General features: G+C 37.9%; 25 protein-coding genes. 10 read left to right on the forward strand and 15 right to left on the reverse strand.

What is annotated here, in order from left to right:
- Positions 1 to 30: 30 nt before the first annotated feature.
- Complete coding sequence (locus tag AC0JIQ_RS01525) at positions 31 to 1,074, reverse strand: lipase secretion chaperone (protein ID WP_474202433.1); 1,044 nt, start codon at positions 1,072 to 1,074, stop codon at positions 31 to 33.
- A gap of 137 nt (positions 1,075 to 1,211) precedes the next feature.
- Here AC0JIQ_RS01525 and truB point away from each other — a divergent pair, with 137 nt between their 5' ends.
- The 3 genes from truB (at position 1,212) to AC0JIQ_RS01540 (ending at position 3,484) form a co-directional block, all read left to right on the forward strand.
- Positions 1,212 to 2,105 carry a tRNA pseudouridine(55) synthase TruB gene (truB, locus tag AC0JIQ_RS01530; protein ID WP_474202434.1) on the forward strand — a complete coding sequence of 298 codons (894 nt, stop codon included), beginning with the start codon at positions 1,212 to 1,214 and terminating at the stop codon, positions 2,103 to 2,105.
- A 10-nt stretch (positions 2,106 to 2,115) separates the two neighbouring features.
- Entirely contained in the window at positions 2,116 to 2,886 is a 771-nt protein-coding gene (locus tag AC0JIQ_RS01535; RefSeq protein ID WP_474202435.1) for a TSUP family transporter, read from the forward strand.
- A gap of 151 nt (positions 2,887 to 3,037) precedes the next feature.
- On the forward strand, positions 3,038 to 3,484 hold the full coding sequence (locus AC0JIQ_RS01540; protein WP_474202436.1) for a hemerythrin domain-containing protein: 447 nt from the start codon (positions 3,038 to 3,040) through the stop codon (positions 3,482 to 3,484).
- A 37-nt stretch (positions 3,485 to 3,521) separates the two neighbouring features.
- Here the strand turns inward: AC0JIQ_RS01540 and AC0JIQ_RS01545 are convergent, their stop codons facing one another.
- From AC0JIQ_RS01545 to serA, 3 genes are all read right to left on the reverse strand, one after another.
- Positions 3,522 to 4,388, reverse strand: coding sequence for an EamA family transporter (locus AC0JIQ_RS01545; RefSeq protein ID WP_474202437.1), 867 nt, complete (start codon positions 4,386 to 4,388; stop codon positions 3,522 to 3,524).
- A 91-nt stretch (positions 4,389 to 4,479) separates the two neighbouring features.
- Positions 4,480 to 5,349 carry an EamA family transporter gene (locus AC0JIQ_RS01550; RefSeq protein ID WP_474202438.1) on the reverse strand — a complete coding sequence of 290 codons (870 nt, stop codon included), beginning with the start codon at positions 5,347 to 5,349 and terminating at the stop codon, positions 4,480 to 4,482.
- Between the two features lie 115 nt (positions 5,350 to 5,464).
- Complete coding sequence (gene serA / locus AC0JIQ_RS01555; protein ID WP_004660223.1) at positions 5,465 to 6,697, reverse strand: phosphoglycerate dehydrogenase; 1,233 nt, start codon at positions 6,695 to 6,697, stop codon at positions 5,465 to 5,467.
- Positions 6,698 to 7,054: 357 nt separating this feature from the next.
- Between serA and AC0JIQ_RS01560 the strand changes: the two genes are divergently transcribed.
- Positions 7,055 to 8,464, forward strand: coding sequence for an FAD-binding oxidoreductase (locus AC0JIQ_RS01560; RefSeq protein ID WP_474202439.1), 1,410 nt, complete (start codon positions 7,055 to 7,057; stop codon positions 8,462 to 8,464).
- A gap of 489 nt (positions 8,465 to 8,953) precedes the next feature.
- A complete protein-coding gene (locus AC0JIQ_RS01565) occupies positions 8,954 to 9,718 on the forward strand; it encodes a nucleotidyltransferase domain-containing protein (protein ID WP_474202440.1) in 765 nt (254 codons plus the stop codon).
- A 301-nt stretch (positions 9,719 to 10,019) separates the two neighbouring features.
- Here the strand turns inward: AC0JIQ_RS01565 and AC0JIQ_RS01570 are convergent, their stop codons facing one another.
- The 3 genes from AC0JIQ_RS01570 to AC0JIQ_RS01580 all read right to left on the reverse strand — a co-directional run bounded on the left by AC0JIQ_RS01570 (position 10,020) and on the right by AC0JIQ_RS01580 (position 11,918).
- The gene (locus tag AC0JIQ_RS01570) at positions 10,020 to 10,334 is read right to left on the reverse strand and encodes a putative quinol monooxygenase (RefSeq protein ID WP_474202441.1); all 315 of its coding nucleotides are present in this window, start codon (positions 10,332 to 10,334) and stop codon (positions 10,020 to 10,022) included.
- A gap of 12 nt (positions 10,335 to 10,346) precedes the next feature.
- Complete coding sequence (locus AC0JIQ_RS01575) at positions 10,347 to 10,937, reverse strand: NAD(P)H-dependent oxidoreductase (RefSeq protein ID WP_474202442.1); 591 nt, start codon at positions 10,935 to 10,937, stop codon at positions 10,347 to 10,349.
- A gap of 108 nt (positions 10,938 to 11,045) precedes the next feature.
- Positions 11,046 to 11,918 (reverse strand): DUF4349 domain-containing protein, encoded by an 873-nt coding sequence (locus AC0JIQ_RS01580; RefSeq protein ID WP_474202443.1) that lies wholly within the window; start codon positions 11,916 to 11,918, stop codon positions 11,046 to 11,048.
- Positions 11,919 to 12,099: 181 nt separating this feature from the next.
- On the opposite strand from AC0JIQ_RS01580, the gene AC0JIQ_RS01585 reads away from it, so the two are divergent.
- Together AC0JIQ_RS01585 and craA are read left to right on the forward strand one after the other, a co-directional pair.
- Positions 12,100 to 12,471, forward strand: coding sequence for a hypothetical protein (locus tag AC0JIQ_RS01585; protein WP_004660233.1), 372 nt, complete (start codon positions 12,100 to 12,102; stop codon positions 12,469 to 12,471).
- 349 nt (positions 12,472 to 12,820) lie between these two features.
- Complete coding sequence (gene craA, locus AC0JIQ_RS01590) at positions 12,821 to 14,050, forward strand: chloramphenicol efflux MFS transporter CraA (protein ID WP_474203210.1); 1,230 nt, start codon at positions 12,821 to 12,823, stop codon at positions 14,048 to 14,050.
- A 95-nt stretch (positions 14,051 to 14,145) separates the two neighbouring features.
- Here craA and sodC read toward each other — a convergent pair whose 3' ends face one another.
- The 3 genes from sodC to AC0JIQ_RS01605 all read right to left on the reverse strand — a co-directional run bounded on the left by sodC (position 14,146) and on the right by AC0JIQ_RS01605 (position 16,695).
- Positions 14,146 to 14,727, reverse strand: coding sequence for a superoxide dismutase [Cu-Zn] SodC (sodC, locus tag AC0JIQ_RS01595; RefSeq protein WP_288403436.1), 582 nt, complete (start codon positions 14,725 to 14,727; stop codon positions 14,146 to 14,148).
- Between the two features lie 103 nt (positions 14,728 to 14,830).
- On the reverse strand, positions 14,831 to 15,928 hold the full coding sequence (locus AC0JIQ_RS01600) for an AI-2E family transporter (protein WP_474202444.1): 1,098 nt from the start codon (positions 15,926 to 15,928) through the stop codon (positions 14,831 to 14,833).
- A gap of 122 nt (positions 15,929 to 16,050) precedes the next feature.
- Positions 16,051 to 16,695 carry a ParA family protein gene (locus AC0JIQ_RS01605; RefSeq protein ID WP_474202445.1) on the reverse strand — a complete coding sequence of 215 codons (645 nt, stop codon included), beginning with the start codon at positions 16,693 to 16,695 and terminating at the stop codon, positions 16,051 to 16,053.
- Positions 16,696 to 16,823: 128 nt separating this feature from the next.
- On the opposite strand from AC0JIQ_RS01605, the gene AC0JIQ_RS01610 reads away from it, so the two are divergent.
- Positions 16,824 to 17,291, forward strand: coding sequence for a Holliday junction resolvase-like protein (locus AC0JIQ_RS01610; protein ID WP_005156416.1), 468 nt, complete (start codon positions 16,824 to 16,826; stop codon positions 17,289 to 17,291).
- 14 nt (positions 17,292 to 17,305) lie between these two features.
- On the opposite strand, the gene AC0JIQ_RS01615 is transcribed toward AC0JIQ_RS01610, so the two are convergent.
- On the reverse strand, positions 17,306 to 17,929 hold the full coding sequence (locus tag AC0JIQ_RS01615; protein ID WP_474202446.1) for a class I SAM-dependent methyltransferase: 624 nt from the start codon (positions 17,927 to 17,929) through the stop codon (positions 17,306 to 17,308).
- A gap of 169 nt (positions 17,930 to 18,098) precedes the next feature.
- Here AC0JIQ_RS01615 and AC0JIQ_RS01620 point away from each other — a divergent pair, with 169 nt between their 5' ends.
- Entirely contained in the window at positions 18,099 to 18,662 is a 564-nt protein-coding gene (locus tag AC0JIQ_RS01620) for a hypothetical protein (protein ID WP_004660247.1), read from the forward strand.
- Positions 18,663 to 18,706: 44 nt separating this feature from the next.
- Here the strand turns inward: AC0JIQ_RS01620 and AC0JIQ_RS01625 are convergent, their stop codons facing one another.
- Positions 18,707 to 19,282 carry a hypothetical protein gene (locus tag AC0JIQ_RS01625; protein ID WP_474202447.1) on the reverse strand — a complete coding sequence of 192 codons (576 nt, stop codon included), beginning with the start codon at positions 19,280 to 19,282 and terminating at the stop codon, positions 18,707 to 18,709.
- A gap of 19 nt (positions 19,283 to 19,301) precedes the next feature.
- Positions 19,302 to 20,081, reverse strand: coding sequence for a class I SAM-dependent methyltransferase (locus tag AC0JIQ_RS01630; protein WP_474202448.1), 780 nt, complete (start codon positions 20,079 to 20,081; stop codon positions 19,302 to 19,304).
- 120 nt (positions 20,082 to 20,201) lie between these two features.
- On the opposite strand from AC0JIQ_RS01630, the gene AC0JIQ_RS01635 reads away from it, so the two are divergent.
- Positions 20,202 to 21,476 (forward strand): hypothetical protein, encoded by a 1,275-nt coding sequence (locus AC0JIQ_RS01635; RefSeq protein ID WP_474202449.1) that lies wholly within the window; start codon positions 20,202 to 20,204, stop codon positions 21,474 to 21,476.
- A 58-nt stretch (positions 21,477 to 21,534) separates the two neighbouring features.
- Here the strand turns inward: AC0JIQ_RS01635 and AC0JIQ_RS01640 are convergent, their stop codons facing one another.
- Both AC0JIQ_RS01640 and AC0JIQ_RS01645 read right to left on the reverse strand, forming a co-directional pair.
- Entirely contained in the window at positions 21,535 to 22,122 is a 588-nt protein-coding gene (locus tag AC0JIQ_RS01640) for a hypothetical protein (protein WP_474202450.1), read from the reverse strand.
- Positions 22,123 to 22,440: 318 nt separating this feature from the next.
- A complete protein-coding gene (locus AC0JIQ_RS01645; RefSeq protein ID WP_474202451.1) occupies positions 22,441 to 22,887 on the reverse strand; it encodes a hypothetical protein in 447 nt (148 codons plus the stop codon).
- Positions 22,888 to 23,027 lie beyond the last annotated feature (140 nt).

Below are 23,027 nucleotides of genomic sequence, written 5' to 3' on the forward strand. Positions count from 1 at the left end.
TAGCGTTATTTCAATGCCTTAATATGTTTCTTAATTACTAAAAGGTAAGGTTCCTCCTTGGTCATAGACAGTTTCAAAAGTTTGCAAACGCTGTTGTTCTTGTGTTGATTGGAATTGTTTTTGTTTGAGTTGTTGAACTGCTTGATCTTTGGCTGAAGTGCTCATATTGCTATCTACAATTGTTTTACGTTCATCAAGATAGGATTGAACTCGCTGCTTCCAATCAGATCGTTGTTGATCGAGTTGCTCTAAACGCTGAGTAGCAGCCTCGCCAACTAAACTGACACGCATATCACGCAGCTCTTGGCTTGAGCCATGTCTTGCTTTGATTTGTGCAGTTAATGAATGTAAATCATCGAGCTTAGATAAATCTTTGAGGTTGTCTTGCCAATCTTGAGGAAGCTGCTCAAAACGCTGTTGTAGTTGTTTTGCTTTTGCTGATGCATCTAATCCGTTATTTTCTAGAATTTTCATGCGATCAAGCGTGTATTGTTGATAGATATCCTCTGATCCAAACAGTCCCTCAATTTCAGTATTTGAAAAAAAACGCTGTTTTAAATCATGCATCGAATTAAAAATAGCTTGGAAATATTGATAGCTTTCCTGTGTGGGTTGTTGAGTCTGTAATTTACTGAGCTCTTGGCGATATTCTAAATAACGTGACCATAAGGTTAAAACTTGCTGTTGTTGCGAAGCTTGAAATGTTTTAGCGATATAAAGCTGAAAGTTATGCCGAATTTCATCAATATTTCGCTCGCCATATTGAGAAATAAAATACTCAAAACAATTCCGCGTGTGTTCATTCACAATTAAATGCTGAGCGCTATTGAATTGTAATTTGCAGTCAATCTCAGTATCCATTTGGCTGGTGCTATTAAAAGAAGCATCAAGTTGATTGATATTCTTTGGGCTTTTATGTAGCTGTGATGGATTGCTGTTGTTGCTATATTGATCAGTTGAGTTAAGTGATTGCTGAGACTGATTTGGATATAACCAATACAATACGCTCAGCGTGACTGCTGAAATGATCAATAAGCTACATAATAATGCTATTTTTTTTCCATTTTTATTCATTAAGCATAATCCATTTGCTTTTAATTTCGGAAACGAAAATAAATCTATCATAAATGTTGTTTTTTTGAGCGTTTAATTTTTAAAAATCCGATGAATAGTTTTGATAAAATACACCTTTCTTGTTTGGCTTTTCATTTATGAAAAAAAGCTCTTATCGCCATCTGAGTGGTGTTTTCTTATTAAATAAGCCGTTAGGTTTAAGTTCTAATTCGGCATTGCAAAAAGTACGTCGACTTTTTAATGCACAGAAAGCAGGACATACAGGTGCTTTAGATCCGCTTGCAACAGGTTTATTACCGATTTGCTTAGGGGAGGCAACCAAGTTTTCGCATTATTTATTGGATTCTACCAAGCGTTATCAAACAATTGTAAAACTTGGACAAACAACTGCTACGGGTGATGTTGAAGGGGAAATTCTTCAACAAAGAGATGTACCCGCATTAACTGAAGCTAATATTGAACAGGTTCTAGAACAGTTTCGTGGTGATATCAAGCAAGTGCCACCGATGTATTCGGCACTGAAACGAGAAGGTCGCCCTTTGTATGAGTTAGCGCGCCAAGGAATTGAAATTGAGCGTGAAGCGCGTCCAGTCACTATTTATGAACTCAAGCTTTTAAGTTTTACAGAAGACAGTTTGACCTTAGATGTGACGTGTTCTAAAGGAACTTACATCCGAGTGTTAGGTGAAGATATTGGTGAAGCTTTGGGCTGCGGTGGACATTTAACAAAATTACATCGTACTCAAACAGGGCATTTTGAGATTAATCCAAGTTATACCATCGAATATTTAGAAGGGCTTACTCAGGAACAGCGGGATGCATTATTGTTGCCTGTTTATGCACCTGTTGAACATTTTCCACGGGTTCAATTACCCGAAGGGCGTGAAAAATATTTTGGTAATGGTCAAGAAAGTAATATTGAGCACGAAGCTGCTGCTGAAGTATTGGTATTCGATGGTGAGCGTTGTTTAGGCTTAGCTGAAATTACAGATAAAAAGCGTCTTGTGCCAAAACGTTTGTTGAATTTATAAGGTTATATTGATGGAATGGGAGCTGATTCTGAGTCTAGTGTTCTTTGCATTCTGTGCGGGAACAATTGATGCGGCAGTTGGTGGTGGTGGGTTAATTCAGATTCCAGCATTAATGGGTGCATTACCACAAACGGCTCCTGCAACATTATTTGGAACAAATAAACTTGCCTCTATTTTTGGAACGGGTTCTGCAGCTCTTTCATTTGTACGTCGAGTAAAGTTGCAGTGGTCATTATTATGGGTGATCGCAATTTTTGCTTTTATCAGTGCGTATGTAGGTGCAGCCTGCGTTTCATTGGTGCCTACTCATATATTAAGACCGATTGTCTTAGTCATGCTGATTGTGATTGCGATTTATACCTTTATGAAAAAGCAATTTGGGCAAGTACATGTTGATCAACACATCACACTGAAATTATTATTTTTTGCCGCATTGGGTAGTTTAGCGATTGGTTTCTATGATGGAATCTTTGGTCCAGGTACAGGCAGCTTCTTTATCTTCTTTTTTATTCGCTTTCTTCAAGTCGATTTTTTACATGCTTCTGCATTATCCAAGATTGGTAATTTTATGACTAATCTGGCGGCACTGAGCTTTTTTATTCCTGCGGGGCATATCTTCTTTCAGCTTGGTTTTATGATGGCGGCTGCCAATATTGCTGGTTCATTGTTGGGTGTAGGTTTGGCTTTGAAATACGGTAGTGGCTTTATTCGTATTTTATTTTTGATTTTGGTCAGTATTTTAATTTGTCGGTTGGCTTATCAAATCTTTGTTGCAGTTTAATCTATAAAAATAAACTTTCCATACAAAAACCTACGCAAACATCGCTGTTTAAAAAAGGGTCATTTTTTAATATGAAAGCTCAGCCAAACAGATCAACTAGATAAAGAATTGAAGTAAGTGTTGATTATGCTAGCCATCGTAGAGGTAAATAATGAATATATTTGAGGCACTCAGAGAAAGCCACGAGCAACAACGTAACTTAGCTGAACGATTAATTCAGACCAGCGGACATACTCAAGAAAGGGAACATTTATTTAAACAGCTTAAGACTGAACTCTATGCGCATTCAGTTGCTGAAGACCGCTATTTATATATTCCTTTAATGTTTGATGATGTGGGTTTAGACATTACTCGCCATGCTTTATCTGAGCATCATGAAATGGATGAACTGGTTGAAAAATTAGAAGAAACTGATATGAGTAATCCGAGTTGGTTAGCGATAGCAAAACAATTAAGTGAAAAAGTCCATCATCATTTAAAGGAAGAGGAACATAAATTTTTCCAACAAGCTGGAAAAATTTTAGAGGATGATGAAAAGGAAAAACTAGGTAAAAAATATCTTACTGAATATCAGAAATATAAAAATGCAGATAGCTAATTTTCGTTATAACGAGAATGAGCAGAAAGGAGTGCTCTTACTGTGTTTGAGATTTTTCACCACGTAAGGTCACTCCAATCGATGCAATCATAATACATGCAAGCGCGATCCACTGGATGAAGCTAATTTGTTCATGCAGTAACACGAGCCCTGCTAAAGCAGCAAGCGCAGGTGCAAGGCTTGAAAGCGTACCATAGCTGAGTTTACTTAAACGTTTTAGTGCCATGAGATCGAGTGCATAAGGAATAGCTGTAGCTAGAATTGCAATGACTAAAGCTTTACCCCAATATTGAGTGTCGAGTAGAGCAGGTGCATTACTCCACAGACCAAATGGAAGTAAGGTCAGGGCAGATAAACCAATTGCGATGGTTAAGGCATGCATACCAATATTCTGTTGTACAACTCGATGTCCAAAATAAATATAAAATGCCCAAAATAATCCAGCACCTAAAGCGCACGCTGCACCAAGATAAGAAAAATGCTGAGTATTTGCATCATGCCAAGGCACCATCAGTACAATTCCTAAGACGGCAAAAGCTACCCAGATGTAATCACTACGCTGCTTAATTGAAAGTAAAGCTAAACCGAGAGGGCCGATGAATTCTAAACCGACCGCAATCCCTTGAGGCAGCTTCCCTAAAGAGCTATAAAACAAGATATTCATACAACCCAAAGAAGCGCTATATAGCAGTAGATCTCGCCATTTTAGGTATTTCAGTTTAGCGATCACTTTCCATGAACGGAACATGACTGCAACTAGAATAGTCGCAAAACACAGGCGTAATATTGTGACTGTAAGCGGATCAAGTGTCGCAATCAGTTGTTTAGCAAATGAGGCACTGATTTGATAAGCCACCATGGAAAGAACCATGTATAGCACAGCGACCAACTGAATATTTTTCATGGGAGATCTACAAAATCAAAGTAAACAGACCTAAAAATAGGCGCGATGATTATATGCTGTGAAAACGACATTATGATCATACGGTGACATTTTATTGAGCCTCTTTCTGTTGTCGAGCATGTTGAGTGGTAAAAGTACAACCGATTGATGCAACTATAATCGTTGCTAAAGCGAGCCATTGATTCCAAAGCAAAGTTTCACCCAAAAAGATGAAGCCTGAGAGTGCTGCTACTGCAGGTTCTAAGCTCATCAAAGTACCAAAGCTGAGTGGGGTTAAACTGCGTAATGCAATCATTTCTAGCGTAAAAGGTAAGGCACTGGCTAAAATCGCAAGCCCAATAAAATAGTATAAATTGGGTAGTTCAAAGACTCGATCGATGGCACCAGCAGCGAGTGTGAAGGGCAATAAACACAGCATACCAATACTCATGCCTAAACAAACTGTATGATTACCTGAAATACCTGATGGTTTTTGACCTGCGATAATGTATAGCGCCCAACATGCACCCGCAGCCACAGCGAAAAATACACCGACTAAATCTAGATGTTGTTGTGCTTGTTGTAGAGGAAATAGCAATATCAAACCCAGAATGGCACAACCCACCCAAATAAAATCATAGCGCTGTCGTGCATGAAATAGTGCAACACTTAAAGGGCCGATAAACTCAAAGGCAACCGCTAAGCCCAAAGGTAAACGCTCTAGTGATAAATAAAACAAGGCATTCATTCCAGCAAGTGCAAAACCATAGCTGAGAATCGCTTTCCAACGAACCACTTTGAAGTTGATGGTCCAAATTTTAAAAATTACCGCTAAAATGAGTGCACCAAAAAACAGACGCATGGCTGATACGGTAAGGACTGGAAAACTTTGGAACAGAATTTTGGCTAAAGAACCGCTTCCTTGTACACACAACATGGCAATCATTAACAACAATAAGGCATGAAGTGGGGTTTTTAACATTAGAGAAGCAACTTATTATTTGAACAATTGGTGTATTATTCACATAATAATTCAAATGCGAATAAAAAAGCCACAGCTATTACTGTGGCTTTTTATAGATTATTCTAAATTTAACTTAGAACAATACACGTACACGAATTGTGCCTTCAACTTGGCTTAAGGTATCAAGAGCTTCTTGAGAAGCAGATGCGTCAACATCCATAACTAGATAACCAATATCACCTTTGGTCATTAAAGACTGACCAGAGATGTTGATGCCTTGTTCAGCAAATAATGTATTGATTTTAGACAACACACCTGGCACGTTTTTGTGGATGTGAAGTAAACGGTGTTGGCCATCAGAAAGTGGTAATGCGATTTCTGGGAAATTCACCGCAGAAAGTGTCATACCTTTATCTGAATATGCAACGAATTTTTCAGCAACTTCTAAACCGATGTTTGCTTGCGCTTCCATCGTAGAACCACCCACGTGCGGTGTTAAAATCACGTTGTCTAAGCCACGAAGTGGAGACTGGAATTCTTCACCATTCGCTTTTGGTTCTTTCGGGAATACGTCGACCGCTGCACCAGCAATGTGACCAGATTTAATCGCATCTGCCAAATCTTCAATAATCACACATGTACCACGTGCAGCATTAATGAAGATCGAACCTTCTTTCATTTTCGCGAACTGTTCTTTTTTGAAGAAGTTACGTGTAGAAGGAACATCTGGAACGTGTAAAGAAACTACATCAGCAGTTTCTAAAAGCTCATCCAATGAACCCACTTGACGTGCATTACCTAACGGTAATTTAGTTACCGCATCATAATAGCAAACTTTCATACCTAAGCTTTCAGCTAAAACTGAAAGTTGTGAACCAATTGAACCGTAGCCAATAATACCTAGAGTCTTACCACGCGTTTCAAAAGAACCAACCGCAGATTTGTTCCAACCGCCTGCATGTGTATCTTTTGATTTTTCAGGTACACGACGAAGTAATAAAATTGCTTCAGCAAGAACCAATTCTGCAACCGAACGTGTATTTGAATATGGTGCGTTGAAAACAGGGATACCACGAGACATCGCTGCTTTTAAATCGACTTGGTTGGTACCGATACAGAAACAACCTACCGCAATCAATTTATTCGCTGCTTCAAAGATTTCTTCAGTCAATTGAGTACGCGAACGAATACCAACAAAATGAGCATCTTTGATCGCTTCTTTTAAAGCTTCACCTTCAAGTGCAGTTTTGTGGTAGTCGATGTTGGTATAACCCGCAGCGTTTAATGTATCGATGGCATTTTGGTGCACACCTTCTAACAAAAGGAAACGGATTTTGTCTTTCGGTAGTGATAGATGTTGGCTCATTACGGCTCCGCTACAAAGGCCAAAATTTAGTTGCAGTATCATAGCATAGAGCTTTGAGATATAGATATTTCGTTTAAAATTAGCTCAGCATAAATATTGAGAATTTTTCAGTTTCGAATGAATTTTAGTGTTTATACACATTTTGTTATGACACTATTGCCATCCTGTGCTTTATCCCTCGCTTGCTTACATGTAAAATAAAGAAATACGATAATCAAACTGATCAATTGAAAGTTTGATGCTTTCGCTAGCGTTTCTATATTTTGGATGTTTCCAGACCTTTGTGTATAAGGTTTTGAAAAATATTATGTTGTCATCCAAAAGCCCTATATTTACTTCTTGCTAGGCCTGTAAACGATGAATGCTTCAGTCGCTTTGACACCTGAATTATTGACCCAATTGACGGCAATTGTAGGTGAAAACCGTATTAAAACCGATGCTGACAGTTTAGAAAATTGGGGACGAGATCATACTAAACATTTTGATCCGAACCCATCAGTCATCGTTTTTCCATCAAGCACTGAACAAGTTCAGTCAATTGTGAAACTTGCAAATTTGTTTAATGTTGCGATTACGCCATCAGGCGGGCGCACAGGTCTATCTGCAGGTGCAGTTGCAACTAATGGTGAAATTGTTATTAGTTTTGACAAGATGAACCAAATTATTGAGTTCTATCCAGCAGATCGTATGGTACGTGTGCAAGCAGGTGTGGTGACTGAACAATTACAAAACTATGCTGAAGAGCAAGGTATGTATTATCCGGTCGACTTCGCTTCGGCAGGTTCAAGTCAAATCGGTGGAAACATTGGTACAAACGCGGGCGGTATTAAGGTTATTAAATATGGCATGACGCGTAATTGGGTACTTGGTTTGACGGTTGTGACGGGTAAAGGTGACATTTTACGTTTAAACAAAGGCATGATTAAAAATGCGACAGGTTATGCCTTACAGCATTTATTTATCGGTGGTGAAGGTACATTAGGTTTAATCACTGAAGCTGAAATTAAGCTTGAGCGTCAACCACAAAACCTACAAGTCATGGTATTGGGTACGCCTGACTTTGAAGCGGTGATGCCTGTATTACATGCTTTCCAAAAAGAAATCGACTTAACGGCATTCGAGTTCTTTGGTGAAGTGGCAATGCAAAAAGTCTTGGATCGTGGACATGTACAGCGTCCATTTGAAACCACTTGCCCATTCTATGTATTACTCGAATTTGAAGCGCCATATGAGCCGATTATGGACAAAGCAATGCAGATTTTTGAGCATTGTATGGAACAAGGTTGGGTGATTGATGGCGTAATGAGCCAAAGCTTAGAACAAGCTCAAAGCTTATGGCGTTTACGTGAAGATATTTCAGAGTCAATTGCGCCGTATATTCCTTATAAGAATGATATTTCAGTGTTGATTACGCATGTGCCAGCGTTTATCTCAGAAATTGATGCGATCGTTGCAGACAACTATCCAGACTTTGAAATCTGCTGGTTTGGTCATATTGGTGACGGTAACTTGCACTTAAATATTTTAAAACCTGAAAACTTAACTAAAGATGAGTTTTTTGCGAAGTGTCAGGTGGTGAATAAATATGTGTTTGAGACTGTGAAAAAATATGATGGTTCGATCTCTGCTGAACATGGTGTAGGGATGACTAAGAAACCATATTTAGAATATTCACGTTCGCCTGAAGAAATTGAATATATGAAAGCATTGAAGTTGGCATTTGACCCGAATGGAATTATGAACCCAGGGAAATTATTTGATCTTTAATGCTTGATTAAATAAAAGAAGTTCTGTTAAAAGCGTATCGAAAGATGCGCTTTTTTTATAAAACCAATATGAAAACTCAAGCTTATATTTATCTAGAGAGTGATCAAGTATATGGAGACTATATTGATCATTTTTATAATGAACATAATATAAAGTGTATGCGTATTATGTTGAGAGTAAAAATTGGAAATCTATTTTACTCCTGTTCATTTATATTCAAAGACTTCTCTTCATGGATATTAGGAGAGCTTATTCATTGTGAGATAAATTTTCTTTGTTATGACGGAGAATTAAATTTCTTTAGGAATTACGAGCTCCATAACTTAAAAAATGAACGGATAGGATTTATCTATTTTACTGATGTGTTATAGGTTAACTTAGCTAGTAAATTAAAAATACTATTTTTTATTGGACAAACTAAGGGTAGAGAATCAAATTGACAGGTTACAAATAATAAAATTCTCGTTTAATCGAATGTTAGAGAGAAATATGAACATCCACCAAGAAATCGAAAAACTATTCGAACAACACCAAGATATTCCACTATTTTATATCGAAAGTGGGAGTCGTCTATGGGGTATGGCTAGCCCTGACAGTGACTATGATGTGCGTGGCTTCCATTTGCCGAGCAAAGATCAATATTTTGACTATAAAAAGTACCGTGATCTAATCGAAATCATGGACGGTGATTTTGATTTCGTTTCTTATGATCTCGACAAAATGTTTGGCTTATTGGCAAAAAGTAACCCAACGGTATTGGAATGGGTCAGAGCACATATTGTTTATTTTAATGCTTTTCCAGAATGGCAAAGCTTTCGCGATGGACTGATTGAGCGAGTCGACTATAGTGCGCTATATCACCACTACTTATCGCTGGCGAAAGGCGGTATGAAAGTGATGCAAACTGCGGATAATTTTACTTATAAGAAAGTATTTTATTCGATCCGTGGTTTGATGTCGGCAGAGTTAGCGACTCAAGAAGTCATGCCTGAATTATTGATTACCGATTTATTCGCCCAAGTCTCTGAGCATGATCCATTACGTCATTGGGCAGAAGATTATTTGGAAATTAAAAAACAGCAAAAAGAAAAAGCTCAACTTCCTGAAGTGAAACAAGCAGCAATTCTTCATTTGTTGGAAACAAAGATTGAACATTTGGCTGCTAAAGAGATGCAAAAAGCTGATCGTCGAGAGGGCTTAGAGCGTTATTTAACGGAATATAGTCGTCATTTAAAGCAGCATTATTATCAGTAAAATTTTTTTACTCACCATCTTGGTTGGACTTATATATTTTCCAATTCATTGAAAAATAATTATCTTGGCGGGGTCTTGCCGAGTGCTCATCTAATTTCAGGATCAGCCTGCGGCTCGCCCTACTTTGGTTTCGCCCAAAGTAGGGAAAGGCATTGTCATCCGCAAAACTCGTTGACTACCATCAACTAGTTTAATAAATCGCAGAAACATCATTTTATTAATGAAGTCCTGTCTCAAACAGTTGCGGATGACGTTTCCGAGTATCATATTATTTTCGAACTCAGGTTAATGGTTTTATCTATTAAATCCCATTTTCCAAAATACGAACTTTGACATCAGCCACATGGTCTTTAGTCGCTTCAAAATGCTTCAACATATGTGCCGTTTGCATATGCGCTTCTAGATGAGCGGTACTTTCCCATTGTTCTAACATCACAATGCTATTTTCATCTTGCGTCTGCATCGCAATCGCTGGTAGATGATCAATCAATGGGGCATAGCCGTGACAACCTTCTTCTGCCAATACAGTTGGAATGATTTTTTGGAAAGCATCTAACACTGCTTGGCGGTGTTCTGCACCTGCATGTGTCTGAATTTCTGCAATAATTGTCAACATAGGATTTCTCTCTTAATTGGCAGTCGCAAAAACCTGATCTAAATGTGCTTTATAAGCTTCGATGTAGCTTGGGACATCAGGCATTTTGATTACATCATTCACGATAAATGTAGGTAATGATTCCATACCCAAGAATTGATTGGCTTTATGGAAAGGTAAATACACGCCATCTACACCCACGCCGTGAAAGAATTGGTCAGGATCAGTGAACGCTTCCATTGGTGCGTTCCATGTCAACGACAACATGTATTTTTTACCTTGAATCAAGCCACCTGAACCATACTTTTTAGAAGCATCAGAACGGCTACGTCCATCGTTGGCATAAAGTGAACCATGACCAATCGTAAAGATATCATCAATGTATTTTTTCATTGTCCATGGTGCACCCATCCACCAACCTGGCATTTGATAGATCACCACATCTGCCCATAAATATTTTTCAATTTCTGCTTGGATGTCATAGTCACTGTCGGTACGTGTTACTTGTACCGTATGACCTAAGGTTTTTAAATGTGATTCGGAAAAATCAGTTAAGGTGTCATTCAATTCACCATTCGAGTGAGCGAATTGTTTAGCACCATTAATAATTAAAATATTGCTCATAAAATTAAACTCAAAAATTGATTTCTAAAACTTGGACACATTTTAGAGAATCTATTCGTGAGTAAAAATGTATAAATAAGCAAAATACTATTGACTAAAAATCAATAATTATGGGTTCTGCTTTCGTGTTTTATAGGCTTGACGGATCAACCAAATTGCAATAATCACTATATAAAATGCCCAAAATTGGATCAACCAGATGAGCGTTTCTTTAAAATATGATAGTCCGATTTTGAATGCTTCGGCTATTCGGGTGAGTAATGGATCGCTGTCTAGTGATGCAATACGATGAATATTGAGGTCATGACTCTTACGCACTTTTGGCTGTTGGAAAAATTCTAAACGAATGGTGCTATACGCTAGGCGATCTTTTACTTCTAAATCAGTAAGCTGTTGTAATTGATTATTTACTGCATTAGATGCGCTATTACTTTGGTTCGCTGTATTGAGTTTTTCTTCTAACAGTTTTAATTCATAACGTTTTGCTTCATAGCTTTGTGTATTAAAGTTCAGCATTAAAGGCAGTAAATGATTTAGAAATGTTGTCACCTGATCATTTGGAATACGTACTGTCAGTTGTACCGTCGGCGTGATTTTTTCATAAATATCCACGGTTCCATCGATACGATCATGTTGAGAACGGTCACTCACTTGATAGTCAATTTGCTTATTCTCAATATAGCCATTGTATTGCAATAACTGTTGCTCAAGTGTAGATGTGGTTTTTAATACATCGTTCACTTCAAATTTCAATTCAGCACTTTTAATTAATTGCCGATTTTGTTCGAGAGCACTTTGTTGTGTGCTGACTAGCTGTTCAGGATTTTTTGCTGCATTTGCTCGAATTGTTTCACTATTGGGCGCTGCACTTTCTGTCGCTACAGATGCATCGCTTGCAGTACCTTCTTCTTTTTTAGAGCAGCCGACAATCGTACTACTGATGACTAAAATAATTGCTAATTTTTTTGCTAAATCTGACATTGGTGATGCCTAATCCGTGGTGATGTTCATGTTATAAAATTTGTTTTTTTAGTGACTTGTGATGATGTTCAAATGATTGATAAATACAACAAATCTCTTATAAGTCACATACATTTTGTTGCTTTGAAATCCAGTTTTGCATAGTAGCATAAATGCATGTGGTAAATAGGAAAGGTACAAAATGTATAAAATTTGGATGGTTTTAGGGTGTAGCTTATTTTTAGCCGCATGTAATCAGCCGATTGCACAGTCACAGCAACAAGCAGCGGTACAAAAAAGTACGGCAATACATGCGGTTTTACTCGATCAACCAAATTTATTTCATGATGAAACTAATCTCAAAATTGATCAGCAGTTTAATCGTGCAGAAAACCCAACAGATGCGGAAATCACTGTTGAGCAAGCCCAATTAGATGATTCTGTTGCAGCTATTCGTACCGAATATGAGTTAAAGCGTGATCAAGAAGTCTGGAAGATTGTAAATAAAAAACAAAGCTATCAGTGTGCGAGAGGGGACAATACCAATAAATTCCAGTTTGAATTGTGTTCCTGAATCTCATTGATAAATTGACGATGAATAAAAACCAAACAAAAATGTGGATAACTTTTAGGTTATTCACATATCCACACAATTCCTTTTATTGCTTAAATTGCAGGCATTTTTAAAAAGTGCTAAAGTTGCGCTTGTAAATTTTTACGATAGGTAAAATATTTACGAATCTCACGCAATTTATACACCTTGTGAATACGGTGTTTTCACATTTATTACATGCGCTCTCACTGCATGAAAATCAAAATTTAATTTAAATCAGAACCATAAAATGACGTGGTGCGGAATCTATTTTCTTTTTTTCAAGGAAATGGAATGCACGCGAATTGGTTATTTTTGTGAATAGAACATGATGAAGAACAATCAAAGCATAACGTTAAACCGTATAACGCTCATGTTTCCATTAGCTTTAGTGCTATTCGAATTTTCAGTATATATCGGTAATGACTTAATTCAGCCAGCGATGTTGGCGATTACGGAACAATTCGGTGTTAGTGCAACATGGGCACCATCTTCCATGTCTTTTTATTTATTGGGTGGAGCAAGCGTTGCTTGGTTGCTTGGACCTCTGTCAGATCGTCTTGGACGTAAGAAAGTATTATTGGCAGGCGTAGCTTTCTTTACCATCTGTTGTTTGCTGATTTTATTGACCCAGAATATCCAACAATTCCTGACTTTACGTTTCTTACAGGGAATTGGCCTTACAGTCATTTCGGCAGTGGGTTATGCTGCAATTCAGGAAACATTTGAGGAGCGTGATGCCATTAAAGTGATGGCCTTAATGGCCAATATCTCATTGCTTGCGCCATTACTTGGGCCTGTTCTTGGTGCATTTCTGATTGATTATGTCTCTTGGCATTGGGGTTTTGTTGCGATTGCAATCGTTTCATTCCTGAGTTGGTTTGGTCTAAATAAATTTATGCCAGCAACCCAAGAGCGTCGAGCTAGACAACCTTTTATTTATATTTTTGATGATTTTAAAAAAGTATTCACCAATCGCCGTTTCTTAGGGTTAAGCATTGCTTTACCTTTGGTTGGAATGCCATTAATGCTATGGATTGCGCTGTCACCCATTATCTTGGTCGATGAGTTAAAGCTCAGTAGTGTGCAATATGGTTTAGCGCAATTTCCTGTATTTTTCGGGCTTATTGCGGGAAATATCATTCTGATTAAGATTATTGATCATTTTCCTCTAGGTAAAACGATTTTGACGGGCTTACCCATTATGTTGCTTGGAACCTTATTTTTGCTGCTAGGTGTGATTTGGCAAACTTATCTAGTGCCGTGCTTATTGATGGGTATGACCTTAATAAGCTTAGGAGAAGGGATTAGTTTTTCAGTTTTATATCGTTTTGCATTAATGTCTTCAGAAGTATCCAAAGGGACAGTCGCTGCGGCTGTTTCAATGCTATTGATGATGAGTTTCTTTGTGATTATAGAATTGGTGCGTGTACTTTATACGCATTTCCATATTTGGGCTTTTGCTTTAGCGAGTGTCAGTTTGATCGGTTTTTGGTTTATGCAACCAAGAGCTGTACTCAAACAAGTGATGCAAGAACGTAAAGCCGAGGGGATAAATTAGTGAATAACATGCTGAACCAATAGCGTAGTTATTTGTAGCTGCATAAAATATCTACGAAACTGTGGATATCTTTTTAGATACCCACAGTGCTTTTATTATTGAATAACACCGCAGGCAATTCGCTCACCACCACCACCTAAAGGCTTAGGTGTATCTGAATAATTATCTCCACCCGCATGAATCATGATCGCACGACCTTGAATATCTGAAAGTTTTAGGCGAGGAGCAATGACGGGTGTAACCGCAAAACCTTTATTATTGACCACCAACACAGGTAAGTCACCTAAATGCCCATTCTCAGGTGTACCATGATTGGCAATATGATCTGGGTTGAAGTGACTACCGGCAGCAAGGGCTGCTCCCATTTTGCCATCCTTTAATGCTGCTTCACATGAGCCGTTTTCATGGATATGAAAACCATGTTCACCTGGGGAAAGTTTTCCAAGCGCAGGGGTAATTAATAAACCTTTTGCTGTTTGCTTGAATGTTACTGTTCCAATCGATGCACCTACACCTTTGGCATCGACTTGGTAAACTTGTATGAGTTGTTTCTGATCTGTTGTCGTTGGCTGTGTTTGAATTTTAGATGCATTGTTGTCTAAGTTAATAGACGAACACGCACTCATCATCAAAACTAAACTTGCCAGAACACAAGACTTTTGTACCGTTGAAATCATTGCAAATTATCCTTATCTATCATCTTTATTTGTTTGATTCAAATAAAGTATGGGATAACTCGCAAGTTGTCAGTAAGATTAAATAGTAAGTCGTGTAAATAGATTACGACTTTATTTCAGGTGGTGCTTCAATAGCAGCGATTGGCTCCTGAACATTTTCATGTAACCATTCACGCCAGATTGCCAATAAAATAGCTAAGATGACTGGACCAATAAATAAGCCCACTAAGCCAAAACTTGCGATTCCTCCTAGCACACCAAACATAATTAAAATGAATGGAATTTGGGTTGCGCCTGAGATAACTAAAGGTCGAATCACATTATCTGAGCTACTTACAATCAAGACACCCCATGTAATCACACCAATTGCTTCGACAGTTTGGCCTTGAGCAAATAGCCATAAACCAACCCCTAAATAGGAGATGGGAGTTCCAAATGGAATTAAGGCCAAAATAAACGTTACCATGGTGAGTAGCATTGGGTTAGGCACACCTGCTACAAAGTAACTGAGACCCGCTAAAATAGCTTGTGCCACAGCAGTTAACCCCACACCATATACTACAGCGCGTGTTGTTTCTGAAATGGTTTCTAGATAATGATGTACGCGAGGACCAATGATCTTTTCTAAGGCGCGACTCACTTGGGACAAAATCATTTGCCCATCACGATAGAAAAAGAACAGCGTCATGATTGCAAAGGTCAGTTTAACTAAATTTCGACTAATCTCGCTCAGTACAAAACGACCATAGCTCAAATGACCTTGTATCCATTCGGCAACATTCTTCGCAATACTATTCGGATCGGCACTTAATTCATTGACTGTACGACTAATATCCTTACCAACAATTGGTAGTGTTTTAATAAATTCGGGGACTTGAATATGACCTGAAAATAATTGTTTTTGTAAATTAAAATATAAATTTCGGCCTTCGAGTTGCAGCATGAAAATGGCACAAATAAAGGGAACCCCAATTACTAAAATGACCAACGTAATCATGATCGTTGCATTTAGCGTTGGTCGATTTTCACCAAAAAAACGACGTTGTACCCATAAATAAACAGGCCATGTCATATAAGCAATAATCGCTGCCCAAAGAACAGGAACGATAAAGTATTTGAGGATACTGAATCCGAGGAACATTAAGACAAAAAATAGTCCAAACAGCAAAACGCGTTGTAATGTTGGGGCGTATTGTTGCACGATAATATTTCTCTAGTACTAGCAGATAAGTAAAACCATATTAACTGAAAAACTAGTCTAGGGAAATTTTCATTTCCTTATTTAAAGATTCAATATCAAAAGATTACCTTTCTTTGCAAAGCTTAAAACCATTCGCTTGGATCATCGACTAACTGATTCAGAACGGGTTGCCATTGGCTTTGAATACTCACAAAATTTTTCTGTGGCTTATCAAAAATACTTAAACCTTGCATAGCCAACGTGCCATAAGCACTACGTTCTGAAATCCATGCGACAGGCTCTTGTTCAATCTTATTAAAGAAGTCTTGAATGTCTTTTGAACTAGAGCTATTCGCTTTTACACGATTGGCAATCAATAGAATTTGTACTTTCCCTTTACGTATACGTTTGATGTCTTGTAAATGTTTTAGGAAACGACGCGTACTATCAATATCAAAGAATGAGGGCTGTAAAGGGGTCACAATCGCATGGGCTTCGCTGACCAATTGCTCTGCATGCTCACCTGACAGTGCACCTGGTGCATCAATGATTAAATAATCGAGATGTTTAGGTGCGTCACCAATTGATTTTTCATGCCTCCAGTCGAGGCTTTGAATGGTAGCAACAGTTTCAGGGCGTTGTTTTAACCATTGTAATGATGATTTTTGGTTATCAGCATCAGCTAACGCGACTTTATAGCCCTTTTGTGAGAGTGCTGCGGCAAGCGTAATGGCTGTCATGGTTTTACCACAGCCACCTTTTTGATTTGCAATTAATATTGTCTTCATGAAATTAGATTTTTTAACAAGCATTTTGTATTCAACTATACCTTAGCATCTTTTTCAGTAGAGTGTGTGACACATGACAAAAGTTTAATGTTGCAGTTAAATAGCAGATTCAGAAAAAGGAAAGTTTTATGTCGGTTTGGCTTGCAATGTTAATTGGTGGTTGTATTGGTGTTGTGATTACCACGCTGATTTTGTCCAATACGCGGAATGGTCGTATTCAGGCGGAATATGAAAAATATATTGCTGAATTAGAATTAGAACATAAGCAAGCTTTGCTAGATGCACAGAAACGTAGTGTAAATACCAGTCGTGCGGTGTTAAAAGGAAAAATGGCAGAACAGTTTGCGCCGATTTTACCTGAATTTCAGTATTTACCCAGTGATGCAAAATTTCTCGGTGATCCTGTCGATTACGTCGTTTTTGATGGCTATACCGATTTTCGTGATGGTGATGGGACTGCTGACGATATTGAAGTGATTCTACTTGATATTAAAAGTGGCGGTGCGCGCTTGAGCAAAGGACAGCAGGCAATTGCTCAAGCAGTACGTGAAGGACGTATTCGTTTTGAAACGCTAAGAATTGATTTTGAAAATTAATGATTGCTTTGAATTTATAACTTTTGCACGCGCGCCAATAGCATTTTTTGTGCAATCGCGGGAATACCATCTGCATCAAAATATTCTTTTTCAAGAAATTTAAATTTAGCTTGTGCAAGGTGTCGTTCAATATCACGATTGAGATGGCATCCATCTCCAATCCTTTTTTGTATCGGAGTGAGTAGGGTCTGTAAGGATTGTAATTTAATCGAGTCAGGATGTTTCACATGTTCAATTAAATGAAAGGTGCCAGTAGGTTTCAACACTCGATAAATTTCTGCTAAGGCGACATCAAGTTTTGGAATACTACAGAGAGTCCATGTGGAAACAATATGATCTAAACTTACATCGGCAAATGGAAGTTTTTCTGCGCTAGATTGTACATGCTTAATATAAAAAGGTGCATGCTGAACTCGTTCAACGGCAAGATGATAAATGTCTGGGTTGGGTTCTAAAGCATAAAGTGAGTCAACATTGCCATAGAAAGGAATATTTAAACCTGTACCAAAACCTATTTCGAGGACTTCACCTTCGATAGGAACCAATAATTCACGACGCTTATCCATTAGACTTGCAGTCTGCATGACTTGGTTGAGTAAATGTGGGAAAACTCGACGTTGATAGAATTGATAAATCATAGAGATCCATTCGTTGATTCAGATTAGAGAAATTAGTAACAAAGCCACAAAAATATGACTAAAGTAAGTTTGATTGTTACTAAAAAAAGTAATTTTTTTCATCGTCTAAGCATACTATGAAGAGATACGCTTTTCTAAGAATTTAGTTAGATTTTGAGGGTGATGAGCCATGAAAAAACGTCTATGGATGAGTTTAGGCATGGTGGTTATGCTTGGGCAGGCACATGCATCGACCAGCGGAATAGAATATAACATTGCCAATGGTTTATCGCCGATCGCAAAGGATCAGTCTATTTCGGTGCTACAGCCTTTTTATGGCAACTTTCGTATTCTTGGTTCTAAAATGTATCAAGATGACGAACAAGCAAAATTTTCTCCGATTGATTATGCCGTGAGTTGGGGTTTGTTTGCCAAGCCTGAGATCGCACGTAAAATCTCAGTAAATCAATATGACCGCTATTTGAATTGGAAAATAGATAAGCTACCTGTTCCTGCAAATCAAGCCATGCAAATGGTTTCCAATATGCATATTATTCCCGCAAATCCTGAAATTGCCCAGCAAATCAAACAAGTGAAGCGTGGGGATTTGGTACAGTTGAAAGGTGAGTTGGTTGAGATTCGGGATAAAGATTTGGTTTGGCGATCTTCTCTAACACCTACGGATACAGGTGATGGAGCATGTGAGTTATTCCGTGTTAATTCAATTCAGTGGATAGAAAAACAAAAAATCTAATCTTGTTGAACAAGAGAGGGTCGTATGACCCTCAATTTTTTATATCACTCACTAGTCTTTTTAGTTTCTGTTGGTTGAGAACTTTTCCAATGGTGTAGTTGGCTTTGCGCATGTAGATATTCATTTAAATGATCAAATTGTTTAGACGTATCAGTATTTTCTGTGGTACTCGCTAAGGTGCTTTGTTCGAGTACTTTGGCTTGATTATCCCAGTATTCATATAAAAGTCCTTGAATATATCGACCTTGTGCTGTTTTAAGTTCTAACTCTTTCAGCATATTCAGTGCCGATTGAACATTATCTTTTTGGCGTTGCTGTTCAAACGCTGGAGTGAGCGTATTGGCTTCTTTCATCTTCGCCAGTTCTATTTCCATACTGTCGCTCATTTCGGTAAAACGACGGTCATAGTCATCTAAAATTGCAATATCATGCGCATCGTCAGCCGTTGTAGGGAACTGTTTAATAGGGATTTGCTTAAGCTGACCAATGGCATCATTAGAATTTTGAGTTTGCTGTTCTTGCTGAGAGGGTGCTTTGGGGTCTTTGTTACAAGCACTCAGTAATAGTGTAGAGCTGATCAAGCAACTAAGTGCAATCGTGGTTTTAAATTTAAAGGTCATAGAAACACCTGATTTATTGTTACTTTGCTATTTTTTGAAAATGGTAGGCAAAGGTTGTATAAGGAAAATCAATCTGATCTTGAGCAGTTAGTCCTGTAAAATCAAATACAATTTGTTCAAATTTTGCTTTCAGTTGCTGTTGTTGATGTTCTGGCATTGCTGCAATAAAACTCGTGGAAAGTAACCGTTTGCTGACCACTTGTTCTACTGTGCCTGTATGTTTGAGTTGAAAGGTCTGAAGACCGTTGAATTGAAAGAGCTGTTGTTGCTCAAAAACCCGTTTCCATTTCTCACTATGATAACGTGGTGTATCTGCTTCAAATGGGGCGATTTCATCGGCCAACGCTTTGACCCAGTCAACAGTAATATCACGTTGATTCCAAACCAGTCCAAGATGCCCCGTAGGAATTAATACCCGATACATTTCCTTGAGCGTTTCGCTATTTGAGAACCAGTGGAAAGATTGTGCGCAAATAATGGTGTTAATGGATTCATCCTTTACCAGAAGTTGATCGCTTGAAGTCTGTAGACATTTGACTGTGCTATAGCGTTGCTCCAGTTGTTCTCGCATCGCTGTCACAGGTTCAACGGCAATTACTTTTGCCTGTGTCTGAAGCAGGAAAGGTAAGAATTTGCCAGTCCCTGAACCGAGGTCAATAACAGTGGAATTTTCACCGACTTTGAGCTGATCTTGCAGCCAAACGAGGATTTCTGGTGGGTAACTGGGGCGAACTTGCTGATACAGTTCAGCCCCTAAACTAAAGCCTTTTTGAGCGGAAGGATGTAAGGATTGTGTCATTTTTTGCGCTTTTTAATCTGTCTTATCTCTATAAAATAAGATACTCCGCAAATAGGGTTTGGCAAAGACATCATTTGATGACTTTTTGCGACAAGCCTAGGATTAATTTTCAGTGTGAGCATGGATAAGCAAATAATATTTGAAGATGAACATATTCGCGTTATTTTTTTAAAAGGTTCAAGTGACACTTTGGTGGTTTCGTTTGGCGATTTGATTAGTCGTGCCAAAGGAATGTCAATTAATGCTGAAAAATCACTCATAAAATATCAATACAATGTCATCGGTATTATGCCGAAGCAAAAATCTTGGTTTCCTCAAAACAGCATGCTTGAGATGCAGCGACAGATTCAACCGATCTTACAACAGTTTGAGCAGATTGTGGGTTACGGTGGATCAATGGGAGGCTATGCTGCGATTAAATATTCTAATTTATTGAATATGCATAAAATCGTTGCTTTTGTACCACAATATTCGATAGACCCTGATGTGGTTCATGATCGCCGTTATGCAGAATTTTTTGACGCATCTATTCATCAAAATATGCAGATTCAGGTGGATGAAGTGGATTCATCTCGTGAATACATCATTGTCTATGATCCATACTATGTAGAAGATAAAGAACATTTCTTAAAAATACAGCCGTTATTACCAAAGATGCATGTGATTCATTTGCCTTTTACAGGACATGAAGCACTCTCGGTTTTGGCAAGTTCGCAATTACTCAATGATTTTGTTGAGCAACCTTTTGAGATTACTTATTTTTATAAGCGCGTTCGAGAGGTTAAAAAGCAAAGTAAGTTCTACTATCGCCATGTACTAGATGCATTATTGACCAGACATCATCAGGCTTTATTGCGAATCTTGCAAAATAACGATTTTGAATTAGATGAACGTTATTTTGATGCTGTTCTTAAGCAAAAATTGGTTCAACAATTATTTAATCTACAACAGGGTACTGAGCAAAATTTACGGAAGTTAGGTATTCATCCGCATTTTATCCAACAGATGGACAGCTCAGTGCCAACCATTCGCACGATTCAAAATACATGGTTAGTTTTTAATTTAGTTAGCTTAAAGCTAGAGGCTTATAACGCTGAAGCAATTCAGGCGAATCAACAATATCTGTTGCCATTGAAAGTCAGTGCGAATGCTGTTGTTGAACTTGAGTTAAATGCAGAATCTTATGTTTTGACGATGAATGATCGTGGGATTCATAAATTAGTTAAAGCCGGTGAAGCTTTGGCTTTGGATCAGTCTTTATTGATTTTTAAACGCTATCCTGAATTTTATCAACTCAGTTATAAAAATTTAACCTTGAGTTGTGATGATCATGGGCAGGGACATTTTATTGAAAATCACGTGGATGAGCAGACCAAACTACAATTGATAGATTAAATCACATAATCAAAAGCCCTTTGCTTAAGCAAAGGGCTTTTAACGATGGGTTAGAAAATTAGTTTGTACCCACCTTTGCATTGGTATTTACGTTCGCATTTACACCTAATACTTTCACACCAACATTGGCACCTGTTTGCAGATTTTTTCGATCTGCATTTAAGCCTGTTTTTGCATTTAGAGATGAAGTTTTACCATTTACTTGTGTATTTAAATTCGTTTCCGCATTTAAATTTAATGCTTTAGATTTAGTTTGCTTTTCTTCAATTCGTTTTTTGATGTTGGCCTTTTGGTCAGCAGTAAATCTCTTGCCATCATTTGCTTTGTCTACGGTGTAATCACGCGTATTTTTGACAGCCTCACCTGTTTTATTAATAACTTGTGAACTTACATTGGTTGCGACACCAACCGTTTTTTGAGTGGCATTTACACCTGTATCTACAGCAGCATGACCGACATGCTGAGCTGCATGACCAACGCCTTGTGCTGTATTTTTAACTGCACCAGTAACGCCTTTGATCAAGCCACCTGATTCGACATTGATTTGTGCAGAACCATTGGCATTTACACCAACGTTTTGCGCAAAAATAGATGCAGAAGCAAGTAGAGTTGTTGTGACGATAGCTGTTTTGATCATTTTTTTCATTGCGATTTCCTTAGCGATGTACCGTATTGGGGTACTTCATCAACGCCAATGCATCATAGCGAGCAAAAGAAAGAAAGCGATGGATTTCAGCAAAACTTTACAAGCACATTACAGCTTAAAAACACTGTAGCTAGAAATTGTGGAGATTTAAATTTTTATAATTAAATGAAAAATAAAGTAAAAAATTTATGTTATTTAAATAACTCATCTCAATATAATTGAAAGAAAAAGGTGAAAAGCATATTTCCTATGATTGTTTTGATCGCAAGACCACAAATATTTTGAGATCCTGCATCATCGGTATTCAGCTATGATGCATTAGGCGCATTGCGCGAGTGCATTTGGACTAAAATGACTTTTCAATTTATTGAAGTTGTTCGTTACATCTGGATTTTGAATATCAAAAGTAGTGGCACGACGTGTTTTAGAATCAATCATAGGTTTTGATGTGCCCGCAAGATGATTTTGATTTACAACGTATTGGTATGTTTCAGAAGATGCTTTCTTTAATTGATCATTTTTGAAATACCACGTTTCCGTACTTTCACCACCGTCAAAATAGCCTGTAAATTGGATCAGACAACCACTGTTAGAGCGACTCAATGTTGCCAAATTGGTTTCGGTATTGGGAATGGCTTCAATATTTTGGACTTGTTCTAACTGTTGTATGGGAGAGGTTGATGTTGTCGGTAAATAAGAACATGCAGTGAAACTAATTAAGCTGAGTAATGGTAGTACCATCATTTTGAATGAGCGGTGCATCATTTGCAAAATTCCAATCCTATGAATTTATGCTATTTAGTGTGTAGAGAAATATGAAGAAGTTCAATCTGTGTTTTGAGACAACACTGTAAATTTTAGCTAAATCTTTCGCCTAAAATCTTCAGTAGACCACTTTAACAATT

The organism is Acinetobacter sp. FB, assembly GCF_056033405.1.

Coding starts and splice junctions, on each gene's coding strand:
- AC0JIQ_RS01525 (WP_474202433.1), bottom strand. CDS start 1,074: ATGAATAAAAATGGAAAAAAAATAGCATTATTATGTAGCTTATTGATC.
- truB (WP_474202434.1), top strand. CDS start 1,212: ATGAAAAAAAGCTCTTATCGCCATCTGAGTGGTGTTTTCTTATTAAAT.
- AC0JIQ_RS01535 (WP_474202435.1), top strand. CDS start 2,116: ATGGAATGGGAGCTGATTCTGAGTCTAGTGTTCTTTGCATTCTGTGCG.
- AC0JIQ_RS01540 (WP_474202436.1), top strand. CDS start 3,038: ATGAATATATTTGAGGCACTCAGAGAAAGCCACGAGCAACAACGTAAC.
- AC0JIQ_RS01545 (WP_474202437.1), bottom strand. CDS start 4,388: ATGAAAAATATTCAGTTGGTCGCTGTGCTATACATGGTTCTTTCCATG.
- AC0JIQ_RS01550 (WP_474202438.1), bottom strand. CDS start 5,349: ATGTTAAAAACCCCACTTCATGCCTTATTGTTGTTAATGATTGCCATG.
- serA (WP_004660223.1), bottom strand. CDS start 6,697: ATGAGCCAACATCTATCACTACCGAAAGACAAAATCCGTTTCCTTTTG.
- AC0JIQ_RS01560 (WP_474202439.1), top strand. CDS start 7,055: ATGAATGCTTCAGTCGCTTTGACACCTGAATTATTGACCCAATTGACG.
- AC0JIQ_RS01565 (WP_474202440.1), top strand. CDS start 8,954: ATGAACATCCACCAAGAAATCGAAAAACTATTCGAACAACACCAAGAT.
- AC0JIQ_RS01570 (WP_474202441.1), bottom strand. CDS start 10,334: ATGTTGACAATTATTGCAGAAATTCAGACACATGCAGGTGCAGAACAC.
- AC0JIQ_RS01575 (WP_474202442.1), bottom strand. CDS start 10,937: ATGAGCAATATTTTAATTATTAATGGTGCTAAACAATTCGCTCACTCG.
- AC0JIQ_RS01580 (WP_474202443.1), bottom strand. CDS start 11,918: ATGTCAGATTTAGCAAAAAAATTAGCAATTATTTTAGTCATCAGTAGT.
- AC0JIQ_RS01585 (WP_004660233.1), top strand. CDS start 12,100: ATGTATAAAATTTGGATGGTTTTAGGGTGTAGCTTATTTTTAGCCGCA.
- craA (WP_474203210.1), top strand. CDS start 12,821: ATGAAGAACAATCAAAGCATAACGTTAAACCGTATAACGCTCATGTTT.
- sodC (WP_288403436.1), bottom strand. CDS start 14,727: ATGATTTCAACGGTACAAAAGTCTTGTGTTCTGGCAAGTTTAGTTTTG.
- AC0JIQ_RS01605 (WP_474202445.1), bottom strand. CDS start 16,695: ATGAAGACAATATTAATTGCAAATCAAAAAGGTGGCTGTGGTAAAACC.
- AC0JIQ_RS01610 (WP_005156416.1), top strand. CDS start 16,824: ATGTCGGTTTGGCTTGCAATGTTAATTGGTGGTTGTATTGGTGTTGTG.
- AC0JIQ_RS01615 (WP_474202446.1), bottom strand. CDS start 17,929: ATGATTTATCAATTCTATCAACGTCGAGTTTTCCCACATTTACTCAAC.
- AC0JIQ_RS01620 (WP_004660247.1), top strand. CDS start 18,099: ATGAAAAAACGTCTATGGATGAGTTTAGGCATGGTGGTTATGCTTGGG.
- AC0JIQ_RS01625 (WP_474202447.1), bottom strand. CDS start 19,282: ATGACCTTTAAATTTAAAACCACGATTGCACTTAGTTGCTTGATCAGC.
- AC0JIQ_RS01630 (WP_474202448.1), bottom strand. CDS start 20,081: ATGACACAATCCTTACATCCTTCCGCTCAAAAAGGCTTTAGTTTAGGG.
- AC0JIQ_RS01635 (WP_474202449.1), top strand. CDS start 20,202: ATGGATAAGCAAATAATATTTGAAGATGAACATATTCGCGTTATTTTT.
- AC0JIQ_RS01640 (WP_474202450.1), bottom strand. CDS start 22,122: ATGAAAAAAATGATCAAAACAGCTATCGTCACAACAACTCTACTTGCT.
- AC0JIQ_RS01645 (WP_474202451.1), bottom strand. CDS start 22,887: ATGATGCACCGCTCATTCAAAATGATGGTACTACCATTACTCAGCTTA.